The sequence below is a fragment of the Massilia sp. DJPM01 genome, assembly GCF_030348125.1.
GTDB lineage: Bacteria > Pseudomonadota > Gammaproteobacteria > Burkholderiales > Burkholderiaceae_D > Telluria_A > Telluria_A frigida.
Genome location: NZ_JAQOZV010000031.1, coordinates 16,523 through 35,958 on the forward strand (window position 1 = coordinate 16,523; position 19,436 = coordinate 35,958).

The 19,436-nt window shown below is 65.3% G+C and carries 16 protein-coding genes; all 16 read left to right on the plus strand.

Going from position 1 to position 19,436, the window contains the following annotated elements:
• Positions 1-2: 2 nt before the first annotated feature.
• The 16 genes from wecB (PO883_RS19605) to PO883_RS19680 all read left to right on the plus strand — a co-directional run bounded on the left by wecB (PO883_RS19605) (position 3) and on the right by PO883_RS19680 (position 19,254).
• Positions 3-1,160 carry a non-hydrolyzing UDP-N-acetylglucosamine 2-epimerase gene (gene wecB, locus PO883_RS19605; protein ID WP_289311240.1) on the plus strand — a complete coding sequence of 386 codons (1,158 nt, stop codon included), beginning with the start codon at positions 3-5 and terminating at the stop codon, positions 1,158-1,160.
• The gene (locus tag PO883_RS19610; RefSeq protein ID WP_289311241.1) at positions 1,157-2,425 is read left to right on the plus strand and encodes a glycosyltransferase; all 1,269 of its coding nucleotides are present in this window, start codon (positions 1,157-1,159) and stop codon (positions 2,423-2,425) included. The genes wecB (PO883_RS19605) and PO883_RS19610 overlap by 4 nt, the downstream gene beginning before the upstream one ends.
• Before the next feature lie 170 nt (positions 2,426-2,595).
• The gene (locus PO883_RS19615) at positions 2,596-3,789 is read left to right on the plus strand and encodes a glycosyltransferase (RefSeq protein WP_289311242.1); all 1,194 of its coding nucleotides are present in this window, start codon (positions 2,596-2,598) and stop codon (positions 3,787-3,789) included.
• Positions 3,779-5,254, plus strand: coding sequence for a hypothetical protein (locus PO883_RS19620; protein WP_289311243.1), 1,476 nt, complete (start codon positions 3,779-3,781; stop codon positions 5,252-5,254). The genes PO883_RS19615 and PO883_RS19620 overlap by 11 nt, the downstream gene beginning before the upstream one ends.
• Positions 5,255-5,268: 14 nt before the next feature.
• A complete protein-coding gene (locus PO883_RS19625; RefSeq protein ID WP_289311244.1) occupies positions 5,269-6,306 on the plus strand; it encodes a glycosyltransferase family 4 protein in 1,038 nt (345 codons plus the stop codon).
• A complete protein-coding gene (locus PO883_RS19630; protein WP_289311245.1) occupies positions 6,303-8,297 on the plus strand; it encodes a heparinase II/III family protein in 1,995 nt (664 codons plus the stop codon). The genes PO883_RS19625 and PO883_RS19630 overlap by 4 nt, the downstream gene beginning before the upstream one ends.
• A gap of 19 nt (positions 8,298-8,316) precedes the next feature.
• Positions 8,317-9,621: a hypothetical protein gene (locus PO883_RS19635; protein WP_289311246.1), complete on the plus strand. Its 1,305-nt coding sequence runs from the start codon at positions 8,317-8,319 to the stop codon at positions 9,619-9,621.
• 82 nt (positions 9,622-9,703) lie between these two features.
• Entirely contained in the window at positions 9,704-10,828 is a 1,125-nt protein-coding gene (gene wecB / locus PO883_RS19640) for a non-hydrolyzing UDP-N-acetylglucosamine 2-epimerase (RefSeq protein WP_308605959.1), read from the plus strand.
• Complete coding sequence (locus PO883_RS19645) at positions 10,825-11,577, plus strand: WecB/TagA/CpsF family glycosyltransferase (RefSeq protein WP_289311248.1); 753 nt, start codon at positions 10,825-10,827, stop codon at positions 11,575-11,577. Before wecB (PO883_RS19640) ends, PO883_RS19645 begins: the two co-directional genes overlap by 4 nt.
• A gap of 63 nt (positions 11,578-11,640) precedes the next feature.
• On the plus strand, positions 11,641-12,921 hold the full coding sequence (locus tag PO883_RS19650) for a nucleotide sugar dehydrogenase (protein ID WP_289311249.1): 1,281 nt from the start codon (positions 11,641-11,643) through the stop codon (positions 12,919-12,921).
• Positions 12,909-13,649 (plus strand): hypothetical protein, encoded by a 741-nt coding sequence (locus PO883_RS19655; RefSeq protein WP_289311250.1) that lies wholly within the window; start codon positions 12,909-12,911, stop codon positions 13,647-13,649. The genes PO883_RS19650 and PO883_RS19655 overlap by 13 nt, the downstream gene beginning before the upstream one ends.
• 45 nt (positions 13,650-13,694) lie before the next feature.
• Positions 13,695-14,693 carry a UDP-glucose 4-epimerase GalE gene (gene galE, locus PO883_RS19660; protein WP_289311251.1) on the plus strand — a complete coding sequence of 333 codons (999 nt, stop codon included), beginning with the start codon at positions 13,695-13,697 and terminating at the stop codon, positions 14,691-14,693.
• A gap of 33 nt (positions 14,694-14,726) precedes the next feature.
• Positions 14,727-15,872, plus strand: a complete 1,146-nt coding sequence (locus tag PO883_RS19665) for an NDP-sugar synthase (RefSeq protein ID WP_289311252.1) — start codon at positions 14,727-14,729, stop codon at positions 15,870-15,872.
• A gap of 68 nt (positions 15,873-15,940) precedes the next feature.
• A complete protein-coding gene (locus PO883_RS19670; protein WP_289311253.1) occupies positions 15,941-17,359 on the plus strand; it encodes a mannose-1-phosphate guanylyltransferase/mannose-6-phosphate isomerase in 1,419 nt (472 codons plus the stop codon).
• Between the two features lie 397 nt (positions 17,360-17,756).
• Positions 17,757-18,182, plus strand: coding sequence for a hypothetical protein (locus tag PO883_RS19675; RefSeq protein ID WP_289311254.1), 426 nt, complete (start codon positions 17,757-17,759; stop codon positions 18,180-18,182).
• A 49-nt stretch (positions 18,183-18,231) separates the two neighbouring features.
• Positions 18,232-19,254, plus strand: coding sequence for a TIGR03790 family protein (locus PO883_RS19680; protein WP_289311255.1), 1,023 nt, complete (start codon positions 18,232-18,234; stop codon positions 19,252-19,254).
• Positions 19,255-19,436: the final 182 nt, after the last annotated feature.

The window sequence follows — 19,436 nt, forward strand, 5'->3', positions numbered from 1 at the left end:
CCATGCCCGCACTTCAAAAACTGCTCTTCGTCTTCGGCACCCGCCCCGAGGCCATCAAACTGGCACCGGTGGTGCTGGCTGCGCGCGCCCACGGCGGCTTCGAGGTCGTGGTCTGCGTCACCGCCCAGCACCGCGAAATGCTCGACAGCGTGCTGGCCTTTTTTGGCATTGTGCCCGAGCATGACCTGAACCTGATGAAGCCGGGCCAGACCCTGACCGGTCTCACCACCGGGGTGCTGGAGGGCCTGGCGCCGGTGCTGGAACAAGTGCGCCCGGACTGGGTGCTGGTGCAGGGCGACACCACTACCGCCTTTGCCGGCGCGCTGGCCGCCTTCTACGCCAAGGCCAAGGTGGCCCACGTCGAAGCCGGCTTGCGCACCGGGAATATCTATGAGCCTTTCCCGGAAGAGATGAACCGCAAGCTGGTCGGCGCCATCGCCGAAATGCACTTCCCGCCGACCGCGCCGGCCCAGGCCAACCTGCTGCGCGAAGGCATTTCCGAGGCGCGCATCCTGGTCACCGGCAACACCGGCATCGATGCCCTGTACCTGGTGCGCGAGCGCCTGCAGGCCGACCCGGCTTGCCGCGCCCAGGTCGCCGCCGCGCTCGAGCCGCAGGGCTTGAACCGCTTCATCGGGCCGGCCCGCCCCTTCGTGCTGGTCACCGCGCACCGGCGCGAAAGCTTCGGCGCCGGCTTCGAGGCGATCTGCACCGCCATCGGCGAGCTGTGCACGCGCTATCCCGCGATCGATTTTGTGTTCCCCGTGCATCCGAACCCGGCCGTGCGCGGCGCCGTCGAGCGCTTTTTGGTGCCGGCCGGCTTCGCCAACCTGGTGCTGTGCCAGCCGCTCGACTACCTGCCGTTCGTGGCGATGATGATCAATGCCAGCGTGGTGCTGACCGATTCCGGCGGCGTCCAGGAAGAAGCGCCCAGCCTGGGCAAACCGGTGGTGGTCATGCGCGACGTCACCGAGCGCATGGAAGGCGCCGCCTCCGGCATGGTGCACCTGGTCGGCCCCAACCGCGAACGCATCGTGGCGGCCGTGGCCGGCCTGCTCGACAGCGAACTGCGCGCCGGCAGCGGCGGCAATTTCTATGGCGATGGCCACGCCTCGCTGCGCATCCTCGATTCGCTGGCCGGCTTCGGAGAGCGCGCTTGAAGATTTTTGCAATCTGCTACTACGCGCCGCCCAAGCTGACCCCGCAGGCGATCCAGATCGGGCGCCAGTTATACCACCTGGACGCCCGGGTGGAGTTGCTGCACGGCAGCGATCCGCAATTTTCCGACGCCTACGACCAGTATCCGGATTTTTTCGAGCGCATCGGCTCGCTGTGCGTGCCCAGCCCCGGCACCTTTTTCCAGGGCTTCCTGCACAAGGTCGCGCGCCGCCTGCTGCCGCTGTATAACACCATTCCCGACGGCCTGGGTCCGTGGCGCCGCCGCGCGCTCGGGCCGGCGCTGGAACGGATCGCGGCCAGCGGCAGCGAGGCGCTGGTCAGCTTCGGCATGCCGATGTCGGACCACCTGCTGGCGCTGGAACTGAAACGCCGCACCGGACTGCCGTGGCTGGCGCATTTCAGCGACCCCTGGTCGGACAATCCCTTCCATCCGAATACCTGGCTGGAACACCGGGTCAACGCGGCGCTGGAGCGGCGCGTGATCGGTGCCGCCGACCGCGTGCTGTTTACCTCGCAGCGCACGCTGGAGCTGGTGATGGCCAAGTATCCGCCGGCCTGGCGCGCGCGCGCCGCCGTGCTGCCGCACGCCTGGGACATGGATAATTTCGCCGGGCCGGCGCCTGCCCTGGCGCCGGCCGAGGCAGCGGCGGCGCGTCCCGGCGTGCGCCACGTGGTGCGCCACATCGGCGCCTGCTACGGCGCCCGCTCGCCCGAGCCGCTGTTCGCGGCGCTGGCGCGCATCGCCGAACGCCAGCCGGCCGCGCTCGAGACGGTTGCCTTCGAATTCGTCGGCCACGTCTCGCCCAAGCTGCTCGCATCGGAAGCCTACAAGGCGCTGCCGGCGGGCCTGGTGCGCATGCGCGGCCAGGTCGGCTACCGCGAATCGCTGCAGCTGGCGCGCGACTCGGACGCGCTGCTGGTGATCGACGCGCCCAGCCAGTTGCCCAGCGTGTTCCTGCCGAGTAAACTGGTGGAATACATCGGCGCGCGGCGCCCGGTCTGGGGCATCACGCCGCCGGGCACCTCGGCCGACCTGATCGCCGAGTGGGCCGGCAACGCCGACGCTTGCGCCGCGCCGGACGATATCGAAGCGGTCACCCGCATGCTGCGCGCCGGCCTGGACGCCCTGGACGGCGGGGCGGAGCGGGGCGGGCCGGAAGCGGTGGCCGAGCGCTTCGCCGCGCCGCGCGTGGCCGCCGCCCTGAAGGCCCAGATCGCGCTGGCGATCGGGCGCGGCACGGCCTAGCCCTGCTTGGCCGAGCGCGGCCCGGCCCGGCCTGCGCGGCCTAGCGCGGCCCGGCCTGCGCGGCGCGGCCTGCGCGGCCCGGCGCGGCCCGGCCCGGCCCGACCTGAACCCGCTGTCGGCCCCGCCGCGGCGGGCGCCTCAACCTTGACTATGATTGCTTGAAAGCCCAGATGACGCCAATGACCCTCCTGTTCGTCGCCGACCAGCTCAAGTTCGGCGGCGCCGAACGCCACCTGGTGGCGCTGGCGACCGGCCTGGCGCAGCGCGGCCACCGGGTGGCAGTGGCCTACCTGAAGGATTCCGACGAACTGGCCGCCGAGCTGGAACGGGGCGGGGTCGCACCCATCGTCTGCTGCCATTCGCGCGGCGGGGTCGACCTGGGCGCCCTGAAGCGCCTGGCCGACCTGGCCGACCAGCTGGCGCCCGACCTGGTGATCGCCACCTCCCAGTATTCGCAGATGTGCGCCACCCTGGCCGGCTTGCGCGCGCGGCGTCGCCCGCCGCAGGCGTTTATTTGCCACAGCATGGGGGTGGTGCGGCGCGGCGGCAGCGCGCGCCTGCGCTTTATCGTCTATCGTCAATTCTATCGGATGGCCAGCTGTGTCATCTTCATCAGCGAGCTGCAGCGCGGGTTTTTTGCCAAGCTGGGGGTCGGGCTGCGCCGCAGCGAAGTGGTCCACAACGGGGTCGACCTGGGGCATTTTTCGGCCGCGCTGGTGGCCGAGCCGGCCGCCGCGCTGCGCGCCCAGCACGGCATCGGCGCGCACGAGCTGGTGATCGGCCTGTGCGCGATTTTCCGCGAGGAAAAACGGCACGGCGATTTGCTCGAGGCCCTGGCGCGCTTGCGCAGCGACGGGGTGGCGGCGCGCGCGGTGCTGGTCGGCGACGGCGTGATGCGGCCCCAGATCGAGGCCCGCATCGATGCGCTCGGCCTGCGCGAGGCGGTGCTGCTGGCCGGTTTCCAGCAGGATGTGCGTCCCTTCATCGGCATGTGCGATGTGATGACCCTGACCTCGCACGACGAGAATTTTCCGATCGCCACCCTGGAATATATGGCGCTCGGCAAGCCGCTGGTGGCGAGCGATGTCGGCGGCATGCGCGAGCAGGTCGATGACGGCGTCAACGGCCTGCTGTATCCGGCCGGCGACGTCGGCGCGCTGAGCGCCGCGCTGGCCCGCGTCGGCGACCCGGCGCTGCGCGCGCGCCTGGGGCAGGGCGCGCTGGCGTCGGTGCGCGCGCGCTTCGACGTGCAGCACATGATCGCGCGCTATGAGACCATCTTCCGGGGGCTGGCCGGCGCCAGCGCCAGCACCACCGGGACTACGACCACGACAGCACAGAAAGCCCAGCAGCATGCCGATTGAAGACATTGTCCATCCTTTCCTGAAGTTTTATACGGCGGCCCCGCAATGGGTCAAGAGCTCGGTCGGCCACCTGTATTCGCTGGCGCCGACGCGCCTGCGCTACGGCGCCAAGTACGACGAGTTTTCCGCCGAGATTGCCCGCTGCGGCGATCCGGCATGGAGCGCCCGCCGCGCCGATGAAAAACTGCTGGCCACCCTGCGCTGGGCGATCGAGACGGTGCCGGCCTACGCCGGCCTGAAAGGCGCCCTCGACCAGATGCGCGATCCTTCCGACGCGGCGCGCCTGCTGGCCGCCTTTCCGCTGCTTGACAAGGAATCGATCAAGGCCGACAGCACGCGCTACCTGTCCACCCGGATGGGGCCGGAAACCCACCTGATGGCGTTTACCGGCGGCTCGACCTCGGTGCCGATGAAGCTGTACCTGGAAAAATACGTGTCGCGCTCCAAGGATTTTGCCTATAACAGCATGTTCGACACGGTCGCCGGGGTCGGCCAGGGCGACATCATCCTGGCGCTGCGCGGGCGCAGCGTGCCGGGTGCCGGCAAGCCGGGCGGCGCGCTGTGGATGTACGACCCGATCAAGCGCTACCTGCATCTGTCGTCGGACCACCTGGAGGCGCAGTACATGCCCGGCTACGTGGCCGCCATCGCCAGGTGGAAGCCGACCTTCATCCACGCCTTTCCGTCGGCGCTGGTGCCGCTGGCGCACTGGCTCAAGGCCAATCCGGCGCCCGAGATCTGCGCCCGCATCAAGGCGGTGCAACTGTTTTCCGAAAATGTCTACGATTACCAGGTCGAGCTGATCCGCGAAGTGTTCGGCTGCCCGGTGCTGCTCGACTATGGCCACTCCGAGCGCGCCGTCAAGGCCATCTCGCTGCCCGAAGACGGGCGCTATTTCTTCTGGCCCCTGTACGGCAAGGTGGAGCTGGTCGACAGCGCCGGGCGCGCCATCGAGGAGCCGGGCGTGCTTGGCGAAATCGTCGCCACCGGTTTCGACAACCGGGTCATGCCGCTGATCCGCTACCGCACCGGCGACCTGGCCATGTGGAGCGCGGCCCCCAATCCGCTGCGGCCGGGCTTTGCGGTGGTCGAACGGATCGAAGGGCGCCTGCAGGAATTCCTGGTGTGCCGCGATCACCGCCTGGTGTCGATCTGCACCATCGGCGCGGCCCACTTCGAGCAGCTTGCCAGCGCCGACATGATGCAGTTCGAGCAGAACGCGCCCGGAAAAGCCATCCTCAAGGTCATGTCCGACACCGAACTGACCCCGCGCGCGCGCGCCGCGCTGGCGGCCGGTATCCTGGCCAAGACCCAGGGCGGGCTGGATGTGGAGATCGTGCGGGTCGACACCATCCCGCGCTCGGTCTCGGGCAAGCACAAGCTGCTGCTGCAGCGCCTCGACCTGTCCGGCTACCTGGGCGCGGCCCATATTGATAGCGACAGCGACAGCGCCGGGTCCGACTGATGAAGTCGGTCATCATGATCGGACCGTCGCCGGCTTCGCGCGGTGGCATGGGCAGCGTGGTCCAGACCTATCTGGCGCACGGCTACGAGGAGGGCGGGCGCTGCCGCTTCATCGCCACCCACGTCGACGGCGGCGCGCTGCGCAAGGCGCGGCGCGCGCTGGCCGCGCTGCTGCAGTTCCTGGCGCTGCTGGTGTGCGGCCGCGTTTCGCTGCTGCATGTGCACCTGGCCTCCGGGGTCAGCTTCTGGCGCAAGGCGCCCTTCATCGCGGCGGCGCGCCTGTTCCGGCGCCCGGTGCTGCTGCACCTGCATGGCGGCGAGTTCATCGACTTCATCGACGTGCGCCTGTCCGGCTGGCGCCAGCGCCTGGCGCTCGACCTGCTGGGCAGCGCCGCCGCCGCCTTCGCCCTGACCGAGGTGTCGGCGGCCTGGCTGCGCACCCGCGCCGGGCTCAAGGCGGTCGAGCTGTTTCCCAACCCGATCGCCGGCGCCGCGCCGCTGGCGCGCCGGCCCGGGCGCAGCGTGCTGTTCCTGGGACGGCTGGAAGAGAAGAAGGGCGTGTTCGACCTGATCCGCGCCTTCGCCGCCGTGCAGCACCAGGCGCCCGACGCGCGCCTGGTGCTGGCCGGTGACGGCGACGCCGACGGCGCGCGCGCGCTGGCGGCCGAACTCGGCGTGGCCGATTGCCTGCGCCTGCCGGGCTGGGTCGATGCCGAGGCGCGCGCGGCCCTGATGGCCGAAGCGGCTGTTTTCGTGCTGCCATCGCACAAGGAACAGATGCCGATGTCAATCCTGGAAGCCATGATGGCAAGTGTTCCGGTGGTTGCCACCGATGTTGGTGCAGTGCCACACATGTTGAATCAAGGAAATTGTGGTTTTCTGGTCCAAGTGAGCAATATACCCGAATTGTCTGCCTCAATTTTGCGCATTTTGGACGATAATATCTTGGCGGATACGATCTCCGAGCGCGGACTTGCGCGTGTCAAGTCCGAATACATTGTCGGGACCGTCTTGCGACGTCTTCGGCACCGTTATGAGGAGTTGGCAGCATGATAAGATTAATAAGCGTTTTTTCCCTGGCGACGGCGGCCTTGTGCCTGCCCGCCTCGGCGCAGAATTTCACCGCCACCACGCCGCGGTTTACGGCCGCCGAAGTGACGGCCACGGCCACCGCCCTGACCGCCTCGTCCTTGACCAGCGCCATCGATAAATTCGACGCCGCCGCGCCGATGGGCCACCCGCGCCTGTTCAAGGGCCAGCCCGATTACCTGGGCATCGTGGCGGCCACCAAGGCCGAGCGGACCTCGTCCATCGTGGCCCTGACCGGCTATTTGCAGCGCAATTCGGTGGCCAATGTCACCAGCACCCTGAAGACGCAGATCAATTCGACCAATACGGCAACGCGCATGGAAAGCTGGTGGCAGCAGGACCGCTTGCTGGAAGGCATGGCCGAGGCGGCTGTGGCCTACCATATGACCAAGAATACCTGGTTCCTGACCGAAATGCGGGCCCGCATGCAGCTGTTTGCGCCCGGCATCCTGGCGCGCAAATGCGCCGGCGACGTCTCCGAAACGCGCGATTACGCCTGGTTCTATGCCCTGGCCTACGATTTTGCCTATCCCGCCCTGACCAGCGCCGACAAGCAGATGGTCAAGGATATCCTGCTCGCCTGCGGCAACTCGGGCCTGAACAAGGTGGCCGACACGGTCAAGCTGTATCCGGAAAACGGGATTGCCTTTAATGCCCTGGGCAAATTCATCGGCGCCATGCTGATCGTGCGCGGCGACATGCCCGAAATGAATGCCTGGCTGCGCAGCGCGCTGCCGGTGTATGTCAGCGGCACCAGCCCGTGGGGCGGCGACGACGGCGGCTTTGCCAACGGCTCAAGCTATGCCGGCTGGGATGCCGGCGAATCGCTGGTGATGTGGGACTTGATCGAGCGGGTGCTCGGGGTGCCGTTCTACCGCAAGCCCTGGCTGGCCGAATTCGCCCGCTTCATGGTGTACGCGCTGCCGCCCGGCGTGCCGGTCGGCGTGTTCGGCGACGGCGCCGAAGTGAACCGGATCGAAGACTGGGCCCGCTTCGGCAAGGCCATCATGAACCGCTCCGACACCACACTGTCGCGCTGGTACGTCAAGCAGCAGACCGGCGAAGACTATGCGCGCCTGCACATCCTGCTCAGCCCGCGCGAGTATATCGGCACCGTCACCTTGCCCAGCACCCAGCCGAACGGCGCCTACTTCCCGGCGATCGGCTGGGCCGCCATGCACAGCTCGCTGGCCGACCGCGCCCGCACCTCGGTGTTCTTCAAGAGCAGCCCGTTCGGCTCGGTGAACCACTCGCATGCCGACCAGAACAGCTTTGTCATGTACTCCAAGGGCAAGGTGCTGGCCATGGACAGCGGCTACTACGATTACTACAACTCGCCGCACTGGCGCGACTACTACAAGCAGACCAAGGCGCACAATGCGATCACCTTCGACGGCGGCCAGGGCCAGTACCTGGGCGCCAGCGGCCTGGGCGATCGCTCCGCGTCCGGCAAGCTGACCAAGTTCCTGCAGGCGGCCGCCTACGACATCACCACCGGCGACGCCACCGCCGCCTATGCGGGCAAGCTGAGCCAGGCGAAACGCACCGTGGTCTTCATCCGTCCGTCGGCCCTGGTGACGATCGACCAGCTCAACAGCGCTACGCCGCGCAAATACGAGTACAACCTGCACACCGTGGCGGCCTTGAGCGGCACCGCGGCCGCGTTCCGCGCCGACCTGGCCCCGGCCGAGCTGTGCGGCACGGTCGCCTCGCCCGACCCGTTTACGATGAGCACCTCGGTCGGCTACATGCCGGCACCGACCGTGCCGGCGGGACCGCATTTCTGGAATAAATTTAACTATTCGACGGCCAAGAACCGCGGCTTTTTCGTCTCGGTCCTGCGCTCGAATTGCTTGATTGTTAAGCCGGACATCACTTTTAGTGGTACAAGTGCTAAGATTGCGGTTGGTGGACGTGTCATCTCGGTGACCGACCTGGATGTGACGGTCAACTAATCATGCATAGGGATGGACAATGGGGGGTGTAGGATCGGTAGTACAAAGCGTGGTGGGGCGTGTGCGTTTCGGCTTGATCGACTTGATCAGGCGCACCAGCACGGTGTCCATCCTGCACGAACTTGAAGCCATTCAATTCGAGTCTCCCCCTCAATTGCAGCAGCGCCAGCAGGCGCTGCTGCAAGGCTATGTCGACCTGGTGCGCAAGGCCAGTCCGCTGTACGCGCGTTTGACCGGGTTCGCCCAGTTCCCCGTGATCGACAAGGCGTTTGCCAACGCCAACCGCGCGGGGCTGGTCAACCCTGGCTACCGCGGCAAGGTGGTCAGCAAGAAAACCGGTGGCTCGACCGGCGAACCCTTCGTCTACGCCACCGGCGTCAAGGCCCAGTCCTACCTGTGGGCCGCCATCCTGCTGAGCTGGCGGGTGGCCGGCTACCGGCTGGGCGAACCGGTCGCCTTCATCGCCGGCACCGCGCTGTTCGGCACCGGCTACAAGCAAAAAATCTATTACGCGCTGATGAACGTGCACATGTATTCGGCCTTCGACATGAGCGCCGCCCGGCTCGAGGCCTATGCGGCCGACATCGCGCGCCAGCGCTGCCGCCTGGTGTACGGCTATGCCTCGGCCATCCACCAGCTGGCGCTGCACATCAACAAGTCGGGCCGGCGCCCCCCATTCCGCCTGCGCGGCGTGGTCTGCACCGCCGAAGTGCTGACCCCGGCCATGCGCGAAACCATCGAACAGGCGTTCGGGGTGCCGTGCTTCAGCCAGTACGGCTGCAACGATGCCGGCGTGTCCGCCTACGAGTGCGAACGGCGCAGCGGCTTTCACCTGATTACCCAGCGCTCGTATTTCGAGGTGCTGCCCGGCGGGCGCCTGGTCTCGACCGACATGGCGAACGATGCGTTCTTCCTGCCGCGCTACGACACCGGCGACCTGGTCGAGATGGCGGCGGCGCCATGCCCCTGCGGCCGTGGCTTTCCACTGATTAAGAATGTGGTGGGACGGGCCAACGACCTGGTCGAAGACAGTGCCGGCAATACCGTCCACTCCGAGTTCTTCACCCATCTGTTCCGCGAGGACAGGCGCATCAGCGAATTCCAGGTGGTCTACGACGCGCGCGAACTGGTGATCATCGTCCATTGCGCCGATGCCGCCTTTGCCCATCCGCCGTATCTGGAACGGATTGCCGCGGCGCTGGCCTTCGCCACCATCCGTTTCGCCGTCAACCAGCCATTTGTTGCCATCAAGAATGGCAAACACCGCTTCGTGATGCGTGTCGACAACGTCGAACAGGCCTTGGGCGAGACGCTCGCTTGCTGAGCACGCGCGCACATTCGATAATGTGCGGACAACGGATTTGCCTTTCCGATTATAATTGCCTTTTTTATAAATCTGGATGACTATGCCACTGATCTATCTGGTTGCCGGTGCTCGACCCAACTTCATGAAAATCGCACCGATCGTGCGCGCCTTGCAACAGCAGGATGCGCTCACGTTCAAGATCATCCACACCGGCCAGCACTACGACCGCGAGATGAACGATGTGTTCTTCGAAGAACTGGGCATTCCCCAGCCCGATATCTTCATGGGCGCGGGCGGCGGCAGCCATGCCCAGCAGACCGCCAAGATCATGGTCGCGTTCGAAGAGCTGTGCCAGGCCGAGCGCCCGGCCGCCGTGCTGGTGGTGGGCGACGTCAATTCCACCCTGGCTTGCTCGATCGCCGCCAAGAAGCTCAACATTCCGGTGGCCCACGTCGAAGCGGGCTTGCGCAGCGGCGACATGACCATGCCGGAAGAAATCAACCGCCTCGTCACCGACAGCATCAGCGACTGGTTCTTCGTCACCGAGCCGAGCGCCGTGACCCACCTGCGGCGCGAAGGCAAGGCCGAGTCGGCGATCCATTATGTCGGCCATGTGATGGTCGATAACGTCTTGTTCCAGGCGGACAAGCTGGGCACCGCCGATACCTCCTCGTACGAAACCAGTGCCATCAAGGCCGCGAACAGCGCCAATGGCGCGCGCTACGGCGTGGTCACCCTGCACCGTCCCAGCAATGTGGACGACGCCGCCATGATGAGCACCCTGGCCGGCGCCCTGCGCGAGATCGCGCAGGAGCTGCCGCTGATCTTCCCGGTGCATCCGCGCACCCGGGCCAACCTCGACAGCTTCGGCATCGACCTGGGACCGAACGTGACCCTGGTCGGCCCGCAAGCCTACATGGCCTTCCTCAACCTGTGGAAAGACGCGGCGGTGGTGCTGACCGACAGCGGCGGCTTGCAGGAAGAAACCACCGCGCTGGGCGTGCCCTGCATCACGATCCGTGAAAACACCGAGCGCCCGGTCACCGTCGACGAAGGTTCGAACGTGCTGGTCGGCACCGATCCGGCGCGCATCGTGGCCGAGGCGCGCAAGGTCTTGCGCGGCGAAGGCAAGCAGGGCCGCCGTCCGCACCTGTGGGATGGCAAGGCGGCCGAGCGCATCGTCGCCGTCTTAAGCAAGGAACTGGCGACGAAGGAATTGGCGTGAGTGAGCGTATCGAAATGATGGGTTGTCTGATGGACAACCTGACGATGGAAGAAACCTTGCAAAAAGTGGAAGGCTTCATCAGCGCCGGCACGCCCCACCAGCACGTGGTGGTCAACGTCGACAAGCTGGTCAAGGCCAACCGCGACCCCGAACTGCGCCGCATCATCAACGAATGCGCGCTGATCAACGTCGACGGCATGCCGGTGGTGTGGGCCGCGCGCCTGCTCGGAAAACCGCTCAAGGAGCGTGTGGCCGGGGTCGACCTGTTCGAAGCGCTGATGAAGCGTTCCGCCGAAAAAGGCTGGCGCGTCTACCTGCTGGGCGCGCGCGAGGAAGTGGTCTCCGATGTCAAGCGCATCTACGAGAAAAAATACGCCGGCATGACCCTGGCCGGCTACCGCAACGGCTACTGGAAACCCGAAGAAGAAGCGGGCGTGGTCGAGCAGATCGCCGCCGCCAGGGCCGACCTGCTGTTCGTGGCGATCAGTTCGCCCAAAAAGGAACATTTCCTGGGCCAGTACCAGGCGCAGATGAAGATTCCATTCGCCATGGGCGTGGGCGGCACCTTCGACGTTGCCGTCGGCAGGGTCAAGCGCGCCCCGCTGTGGATGCAAAAAAGCGGCCTGGAGTGGTTCTACCGCTTCCTGCAGGAACCGCGCCGCATGTTCCGCCGCTACTTTATCGACGACATGGGCTTCATCTGGCTGTTCCTCAAAGAAGCGACCCGGCGCAAACCGGCCGCTCGCTGAACCCGGCTTGCCGCATCCCCGCTTGCTGAACCCTATTTACACTATTCATTCAAAGGCAGTTTTATGAGCACAATTGGCGTCATCGGTCTCGGCTACGTCGGACTCCCCCTCGTTGTCGAGTTCGCGAAACTGGGCCCTACCATCGGCCTCGATATTTCGGTCTCCAAGGTCGAAGCCTGCCGGCGCGGGGTCGACCCGTCGCGCGAACTGTCGGACGAGCAGATGGCCGCGGCCGTGCACGCCGAGTACACCAACGATCCGGCCCGCCTGGCCGACGCCGACCTGATCATCGTGGCCGTGCCGACCCCGGTCGACATCGCCCACAATCCCGATTTCGGCCCGCTGATCGGCGCCAGCCAGGTCGTCGGCAAGCACATGAAGAAGGGCGCCACCGTCATCTACGAGTCCACCGTGTATCCGGGCGCGACCGAGGAAGTGTGCATTCCCGTGCTCGAGAAAGCCTCGGGCCTGACCTGGATGAAGGATTTCTTTGTCGGCTATTCCCCTGAGCGCATCAACCCGGGCGACAAGGAGCACACCCTGACCACGATCCTGAAAGTGGTCGCCGGCGACACTCCGGAGACGCTGGAAAAGGTCGCGAAAATGTATGAATCGATCGTCAAGCCGGGCGTGCACCGCTGCTCGAGCATCAAGGCGGCCGAAGCGTGCAAGGTCATCGAAAACACCCAGCGCGACCTGAACATCGCGCTGATGAACGAACTGGCCATCATCTTCGACAAGATCGGCATCGACACCTCGGAAGTGCTCAAGGCGGCCGGTACCAAGTGGAACTTCCTGAAGTTTTCCCCGGGCCTGGTGGGCGGCCACTGCATCGGCGTCGACCCCTACTACCTGACCCACAAGGCCGACATGCTGGGCTACCACCCGCAAGTGATTCTGGCGGGACGGCGCATCAACGATGGCATGGCCAAGTTCATTGCCGAGCAGACCATCAAGAACATGATCGCCGCCGGCAGCTACATCAAGGGCGCCAAGGTCAACGTGCTGGGCCTGACGTTCAAGGAAAACTGCGCCGACCTGCGCAACTCCAAGGTGGCCGACGTGATCACCGAACTGAAAACCTACGGCGTCGAAGTGTTCGTGCACGACCCGTACGCCGATGCCGACGAAGCGATGCACGAGTACGGCGTCAAGCTGGTCAGCTGGGATGAATTGCCGCGCGCCGATGCGCTCGTGGCCGCCGTCTCGCACCGCCAGCTGATGGCCACCTCGATCGAGGACTTCCAGAAGAAGCTGATCAAGGGCGGCGTGTTCATCGACGTCAAGGCGTGCTTCGACCAGGCTGCCCTGGTCGAGGCCGGCATCAAGGTATGGCGCCTGTAAAGGGCGCCATGGCAAGGCCGCGCCAGCAGGGCGCCGCCTTGCTGCTGTTGCTGGCCGTGGCCGGCATGGGTGCCGCCTCGCTGCTGATGTCCGGCATGGCGAACACCGATATGTATGCCGCTCCCGAGCGGCGCAGTGCGGCCGCGCTGGCCCAGGCCCGCGAAGCGTTGATCGGCTTTGCGCTGGTCAATGGCCGCCTGCCGCGGCCGGCGCTGGAGCAGGGCGGCGGCCGTGAATTCGAGGGCCGCTGCGATAGCGACGCGCACTGCACCGGCCTGCTGCCCTGGGTCACCCTGGGGCTGGTGCCGGGCGATGGCTGGGGCAAGCTGCTGCGCTACAGCGTTTCGCCCGCGCTGAGCGCGGCACCGATCCAGCCCACCGTGGCGTTCGGCACCAAGTCGGTGCTCACGCGCCGCGCCGGCCGCCTGGCTTTCCTGGCCGGCGCCGCCGAGTGTTCGATGGCCACCCAGTGCGCCGCCGCCGTGGTGCTGTCGCACGGGCGCGAGCATGGGGGCATCAGCGTGCATGGCGTGCCCCAGCCGGACACATCTAGCAGCAATGCCGATGAGCGCGTCAATGCCGGCGCCAGCACCACGTTTGTCCAGCGCGCGCGCGAGCGCGACGCCAGCCTGGCCGGCGGCGAATTCGACGACCAGCTGGTGCTGGTCCCGGTGGGCATCCTGTTTAACCGCATGAGCCTTGCACGCAGCTTGCTGCAGGGCAAGTAGGGCGGCCTCTGGCCACCCCCATCTGTTTCCGAAAGAGTCACACCCATGAAAATTCTCGTTACCGGCGGTCTGGGCTACATCGGCTCGCACACCTGCGTCGAACTGATCGCGGCCGGCCATGAGCCGATCGCTTTTGATAACCTGTCCAACAGCCAGCGCAGCGTGCTCGATCGCGTCGCGCGCATCAGCGGCCAGCCGCTGACCTTCATCGAAGGCGATATCCGCGACGCGGCCGCCCTCGACGCCGCCTTCAGTGCGCACCAGATCGGCGCCGTGATCCACTTCGCCGGCCTGAAAGCGGTGGGCGAGTCGGTGTCGCAGCCGCTGCGCTACTACGACAACAACGTGGCCGGTTCGCTGGCGCTGTTCGAGGCCATGCAGCGCCACGGCGTCACCTCGCTGGTGTTCAGTTCCTCGGCCACCGTCTACGGCGACCCGGTCTCGGTGCCGATCCGGGAAGACTTTGCGCTGTCGGCCACCAATCCCTACGGCCGCAGCAAGCTGATCATCGAAGACATGCTGCGCGATATCGCCAAGGCCGAACCGGGCTGGCGCATCGCGCTGCTGCGCTACTTCAATCCGGTCGGCGCCCACGAAAGCGGCTTGATCGGCGAAGAACCGAACGGCATCCCCAACAATCTGCTGCCCTACATCGCCCAGGTGGCCGAGGGACGGCGTGCATGCCTGTCGGTGTACGGCGGCGATTATCCGACCCCCGACGGCACCGGCATGCGCGATTACATCCACGTGGTCGACCTGGCCATCGGACATGTCAAAACCTTAAGCAAGCTGGCGACAGCTCCCGGCATTGTTACGTACAATCTCGGCACCGGGCGCGGCAACAGTGTGCTGGAAATGGTGCGCGCGTTCGAGCAGGCCAGCGGCAAGAATGTGCCCTACCAGATCGTGGCGCGCCGCCCCGGCGATATCGCCGCCTGCTACGCCGATCCGGCCCTCGCCGAAAACGAGCTGGGCTGGAAAGCGGAGCGCGGCGTGGCCCAGATGTGCGTCGATGCATGGCGCTGGCAATCCCTGCCCAAGTAAGGCTTGAACCGTCAATACTAAGGAAGAATTCCCATGAAAGCGATGATCCTGGCCGCTGGTAAAGGCACCCGTGTGCGTCCCCTGACCTATGATCTGCCCAAGCCGATGATCCCGATCCTGGGCAAACCCGTGATGGCTTACCTGGTCGAGCACCTGGCCAAGTATGGCGTGACGGAAATCATGGTCAACGTCAGCTATCTGCACGAAAAGATCGAAGAGTATTTCGGCGAAGGACACCAGTTCGGGGTCCAGATCGGTTATTCCTTCGAGGGTTACACCAACGACGATGGCGACGTGGTGCCGCAGCCGATCGGCTCGGCCGGCGGCATGAAGAAGATCCAGGAATTCGGCGGCTTTTTCGACGACACCACCATCGTGCTGTGCGGCGACGCGCTGATCGACCTCGATCTCAAATCGGCCCTGTTCGAGCACCGCCGCAAGGGCGCGCTGGCCTCGGTCATCACCAAGGAAGTGCCGTGGGATAAGGTGTCCAGCTATGGCGTGGTGGTCACCGACAAGGATGGCCGCATCACCGAATTCCAGGAAAAGCCGTCCGAAGCGCAAGCGAAATCGAACTTCATCAGCACCGGCATCTATATTTTCGAGCCGCGCGTGATCGACATGATTCCCAGCGGCGTGCCGTTCGATATCGGTTCGGAATTGTTTCCGCTGCTGGCCAAGGAAGGCTTGCCGTTCTACGCGCAGACGCGCGGCTTCAACTGGATCGATATCGGCAGCGTCTCCGACTATTGGCAGACCCTGCAAAACGTGCTGCTGGGCGAAGTCGCCCACATGGACGTGCCCGGCATCCAGGTCGAAGATGGCTTGTGGGTGGGCTTGAATACCCGCATCGAGTGGGAAGGCACGACCATCGAAGGTCCCGTCTACATCGGTTCCGGCGCCTGCGTCGAGGCCGGGGCGACCATCATCGGCCCCAGCTGGATCGGCCACGGCAGCCATATTTGCGCGGGCGCGAAGGTGGTGCGCAGCGTGTTGTTCGAGTACACACGGGTCTTGCGCGATGTAACTTTAGATGAAATGATCGTGTTTAAGGATTACAGTGTGGATCGGGCCGGCGAAATGAAGCACGTGTCCGAATACGCGTCGGACGAATGGGTCAACGCGCGCGACCGCCGCTTCACCCGGCGCACCGACGTGGCGCTGGAAGCGGCCAAATAAGCTGACATCAGCTGGAACACGACGACGCCTATAAAAACAGTGGTACAAAAATACCTGAAAGAGACGCCATGAAAATCTACCCAGTGATCCTGTCCGGTGGCGCGGGAACGCGCCTGTGGCCCTTGTCGCGCGCAGTCTTGCCCAAGCAGCTGCTGGCGCTGGTCACCGACAAAACCATGCTGCAGGATACCGTCCTGCGTGTGTCGGGCTGGCCCGAGCTGATGGCGCCGTTGGTGGTGTGCGGCAATGAGCACCGTTTCCTGGTGGCCGAGCAGATGCGCGAAATCGGCGTCACGCCGCTCGGCATCCTGCTCGAACCGGTGGGGCGCAATACGGCCCCGGCGGTCGCGGCCGCCGCCAACTATCTGCGCGCCATCGATCCGGACGCCGTCATGCTGGTGTTGCCGGCCGACCATGTGATCGACAAGAATGTCCCGTTCGCCCAAGCCGTGGCCCAGGCCAGCGCGCTGGTGGCCGACGGCGCCCTGGCCACCTTCGGCATCGTGCCGCAGGCGCCGGAAACCGGCTATGGCTATATCCACCGCGGCGCACGCGCCGGCGGGTCGGACAGCGCCTACCAGGTCGACCGTTTCGTCGAGAAGCCCGACCGCGCCACCGCCGAGCTGTTCGTGGCCGATGGCGGCTATTACTGGAACAGCGGCATGTTCCTGTTCCGCGCCGAAGGCTATCTGCGCGAGCTGGGCGAATTCGCGCCCGCCATCGCGCAGGCGGCTGAAGCGGCCGTGCGGCTGGGCTACCGCGACCTCGATTTCTGCCGCCTGGACGAAGCGGCGTTTTCCAGCTGCCCGTCGGACTCCATCGATTACGCCGTGATGGAGCGCACCCGCCACGCGGTGGTGGTGCCGGCCGACATCGGCTGGAGCGATGTCGGCTCGTGGTCGGCACTGTGGCAAGTGCAGCAGGGCGATGCCCAGGGCAATGTGCAGCGCGGCGATGTGTATCTGGACGGCGTCACCAATTCACTGGTGCGCGCCGAAAGCCGCATCGTGGCCGTGATCGGCGTGAACGACCTGGTGGTGGTGGAAACCCCGGACGCGGTGCTGGTCGCGCACAAGGACCAGGTGCAGCGCGTCAAGCAGATCGTCGACCATCTCAAGTCCAAGGAACGCACCGAGCACTTGCACCATACCAAGGTGTACCGCCCCTGGGGTTATTACGAGGGCATCGATGCGGGCGACCGGTTCCAGGTCAAGCGCATTACCGTCAAGCCGGGCGAAAAACTCTCGCTGCAAATGCACCATCACCGGGCCGAGCACTGGGTGGTGGTGAGCGGTACGGCGCGCGTAACGTGCGGTGAAAAAGTCAGCTTGCTGTCGGAAAATGAGTCGACCTACATCCCGATCGGCATGAATCACCGTCTGGAAAACCCGGGCAAGGTGCCGCTGCACATCATTGAAGTGCAGTCGGGCAGCTATCTGGGCGAGGATGATATCGTGCGCTTCGAAGATATTTACCAGCGCGCGTAAGCGCAGGGCTGGGCAGGGAAGGGGAGCCGCGGCTCCCCTTTTTTTCGGGCCGCCGGCTAGCTATATCATATGGGCATTGGTGAGCTGCCAAGTCAAATGCGGCGGTGCAATAAAACAGTTTTGCCGATTTCTACAGCGCTGTTCGTCGAAAATGTTGCTAAATACATTTTATTACAACTTAGTGCTTTTTTCGTGTCCTGGAATTGACGTTTCTCGAAAATTTTTTACGTTTCCTGCTAGACATGTTCTGGCTTTGTACTCCCTTCCTCGCGCATCATCAGATAAAGATGATGAAGATAGGCAATTTGTGAAATTTTGAAATAAATTTCCACGGCAGAATTGTTTCCCCACGCATAGAATTCGGACCGTTATCCGATTTCATCTGATGTGAGGAAGTATGTTTTTTAACGTATTCAACCGGGGGCTGCTGTGCGCCGGGATCTTTGCACTGAGCGCTTGCGGCGGTGGAGATCTGGCCAACGACCCGCTGCCCGCTGTCCGCCAGAGTCCGGCAGCGCCTGTGCAGCAAGCCAATCCCGCTTCCACCACCCCGGACGCGCCGCCCGCCGCCCCGGGGGGGGCGCCCCGGTTTGCCACCGCGGCCGAGCGTGAAGCCGAGCAATTGCGCATGGTGCCATACGAGCAATCGTTCTCCTTCGAAATCCATCGCCGCGCCCGCGAGCGTCCCGAACACTTGCGCGAGCCGGCCGAGCCGGTGAAAGCGATGGGGCAGGCGTGCGACGCCGCCGCCCAGGGCCGGCCCGCCGACTGCATCCCCAGCCAGCCGGGCGTCCCGGTCCAGGCTGGCGGCCAGGCGCTATAATCGTCGGCGCGCGGCAAACGCCGCGCCCAACCGACAACCGGCTGATTCCATGACCCTGCGCGCTGCCCTGTTCGTGTCCCTTGCCCTGCTGGGCGCCACCAGCCTGGCCGCCGCCCAGGCCGCGCCGGCCACGCGCCTGCTGCCGCGCCAGCTGGCGCTGGTCGTCAACGATGCCGAACCGAACAGCGTCACCATCGCCGAGTATTACCGCAAGGCGCGCTCGATTCCGGCCGCCAACATTATCCACGTGAGCATTCCCGGCAAGCCGCAGCGGCTAGCCGCAGCGCGTTTCAGCGAGCTCAAGGAGAGCATCGACAGCCAGTTGCCGGCCGGCATCGAAGCCGTGCTGATGGTCTGGACCGCGCCCTACGCGGTCGAATGCAATGCCATCACGGCCGCCTACACCATGGGCTTCGACGCCGGCCAGTGCCGCAACACCTGCGCCGCCAGCCGTCCGAGCGCCTACTTCAACGCCAGCTCGGCCCATCCGGTGGCCGATTTCCGCATGCGCCTGTCGATGCTGCTGCCGACCGAATCGGTGGCGCAGGCCAAGGCCGTGATCGACCGCGGCGTGGCCAGCGGCTTCCGGGTGCCGAACGCGACGGCGTACTACCTGGTGACTTCGCAGGCGGCGCGCAATTCGCGGGCCGAGCTGTTCCCGCGCGACGGCTATCTGGCCGCCAAAAAAATCCGCACCAGGACCCTGCATGCCGACGCCCTTGAGGGGGTGAAGGACATCATGATCTACCAGACCGGCATGGCGCGCGTGGACAAGCTCGACGGCTTGGGTTTCCTGCCCGGCGCCCTGGCCGACCACCTGACGTCCTTCGGCGGCGACCTGCTCGGCACCGGCCAGATGAGCAGCCTGCGCTGGCTGGAAGCGGGCGCCACGGCCAGCTATGGCAGCGTCAGCGAGCCCTGCAATCACTGGCAGAAATTCCCCCATCCCGCCATCCTGCTCAAGCATTACCTGGGCGGCAGCAGCGTCATCGAAGCTTACTGGCGCAGCGTGGCCTGGCCGACCCAGGGCTTGTTCATCGGCGAACCGCTGGCCGCGCCGTACGGCCGCTAAGCGCGCCGGGGCGGTGACAGCGCGCCCATCCTGATGCTGGCAGTGCGGCGCGCCCGTCCCGACTAAACCGGCAAGCCCCCTGCCGCGTCATCATGTTGTCATTTATCACAATTATGATGAAATTTACTATGGAAGAATACTTTTTGCTAACATAGAACTCCAACGTCCATAGTCAATATGAT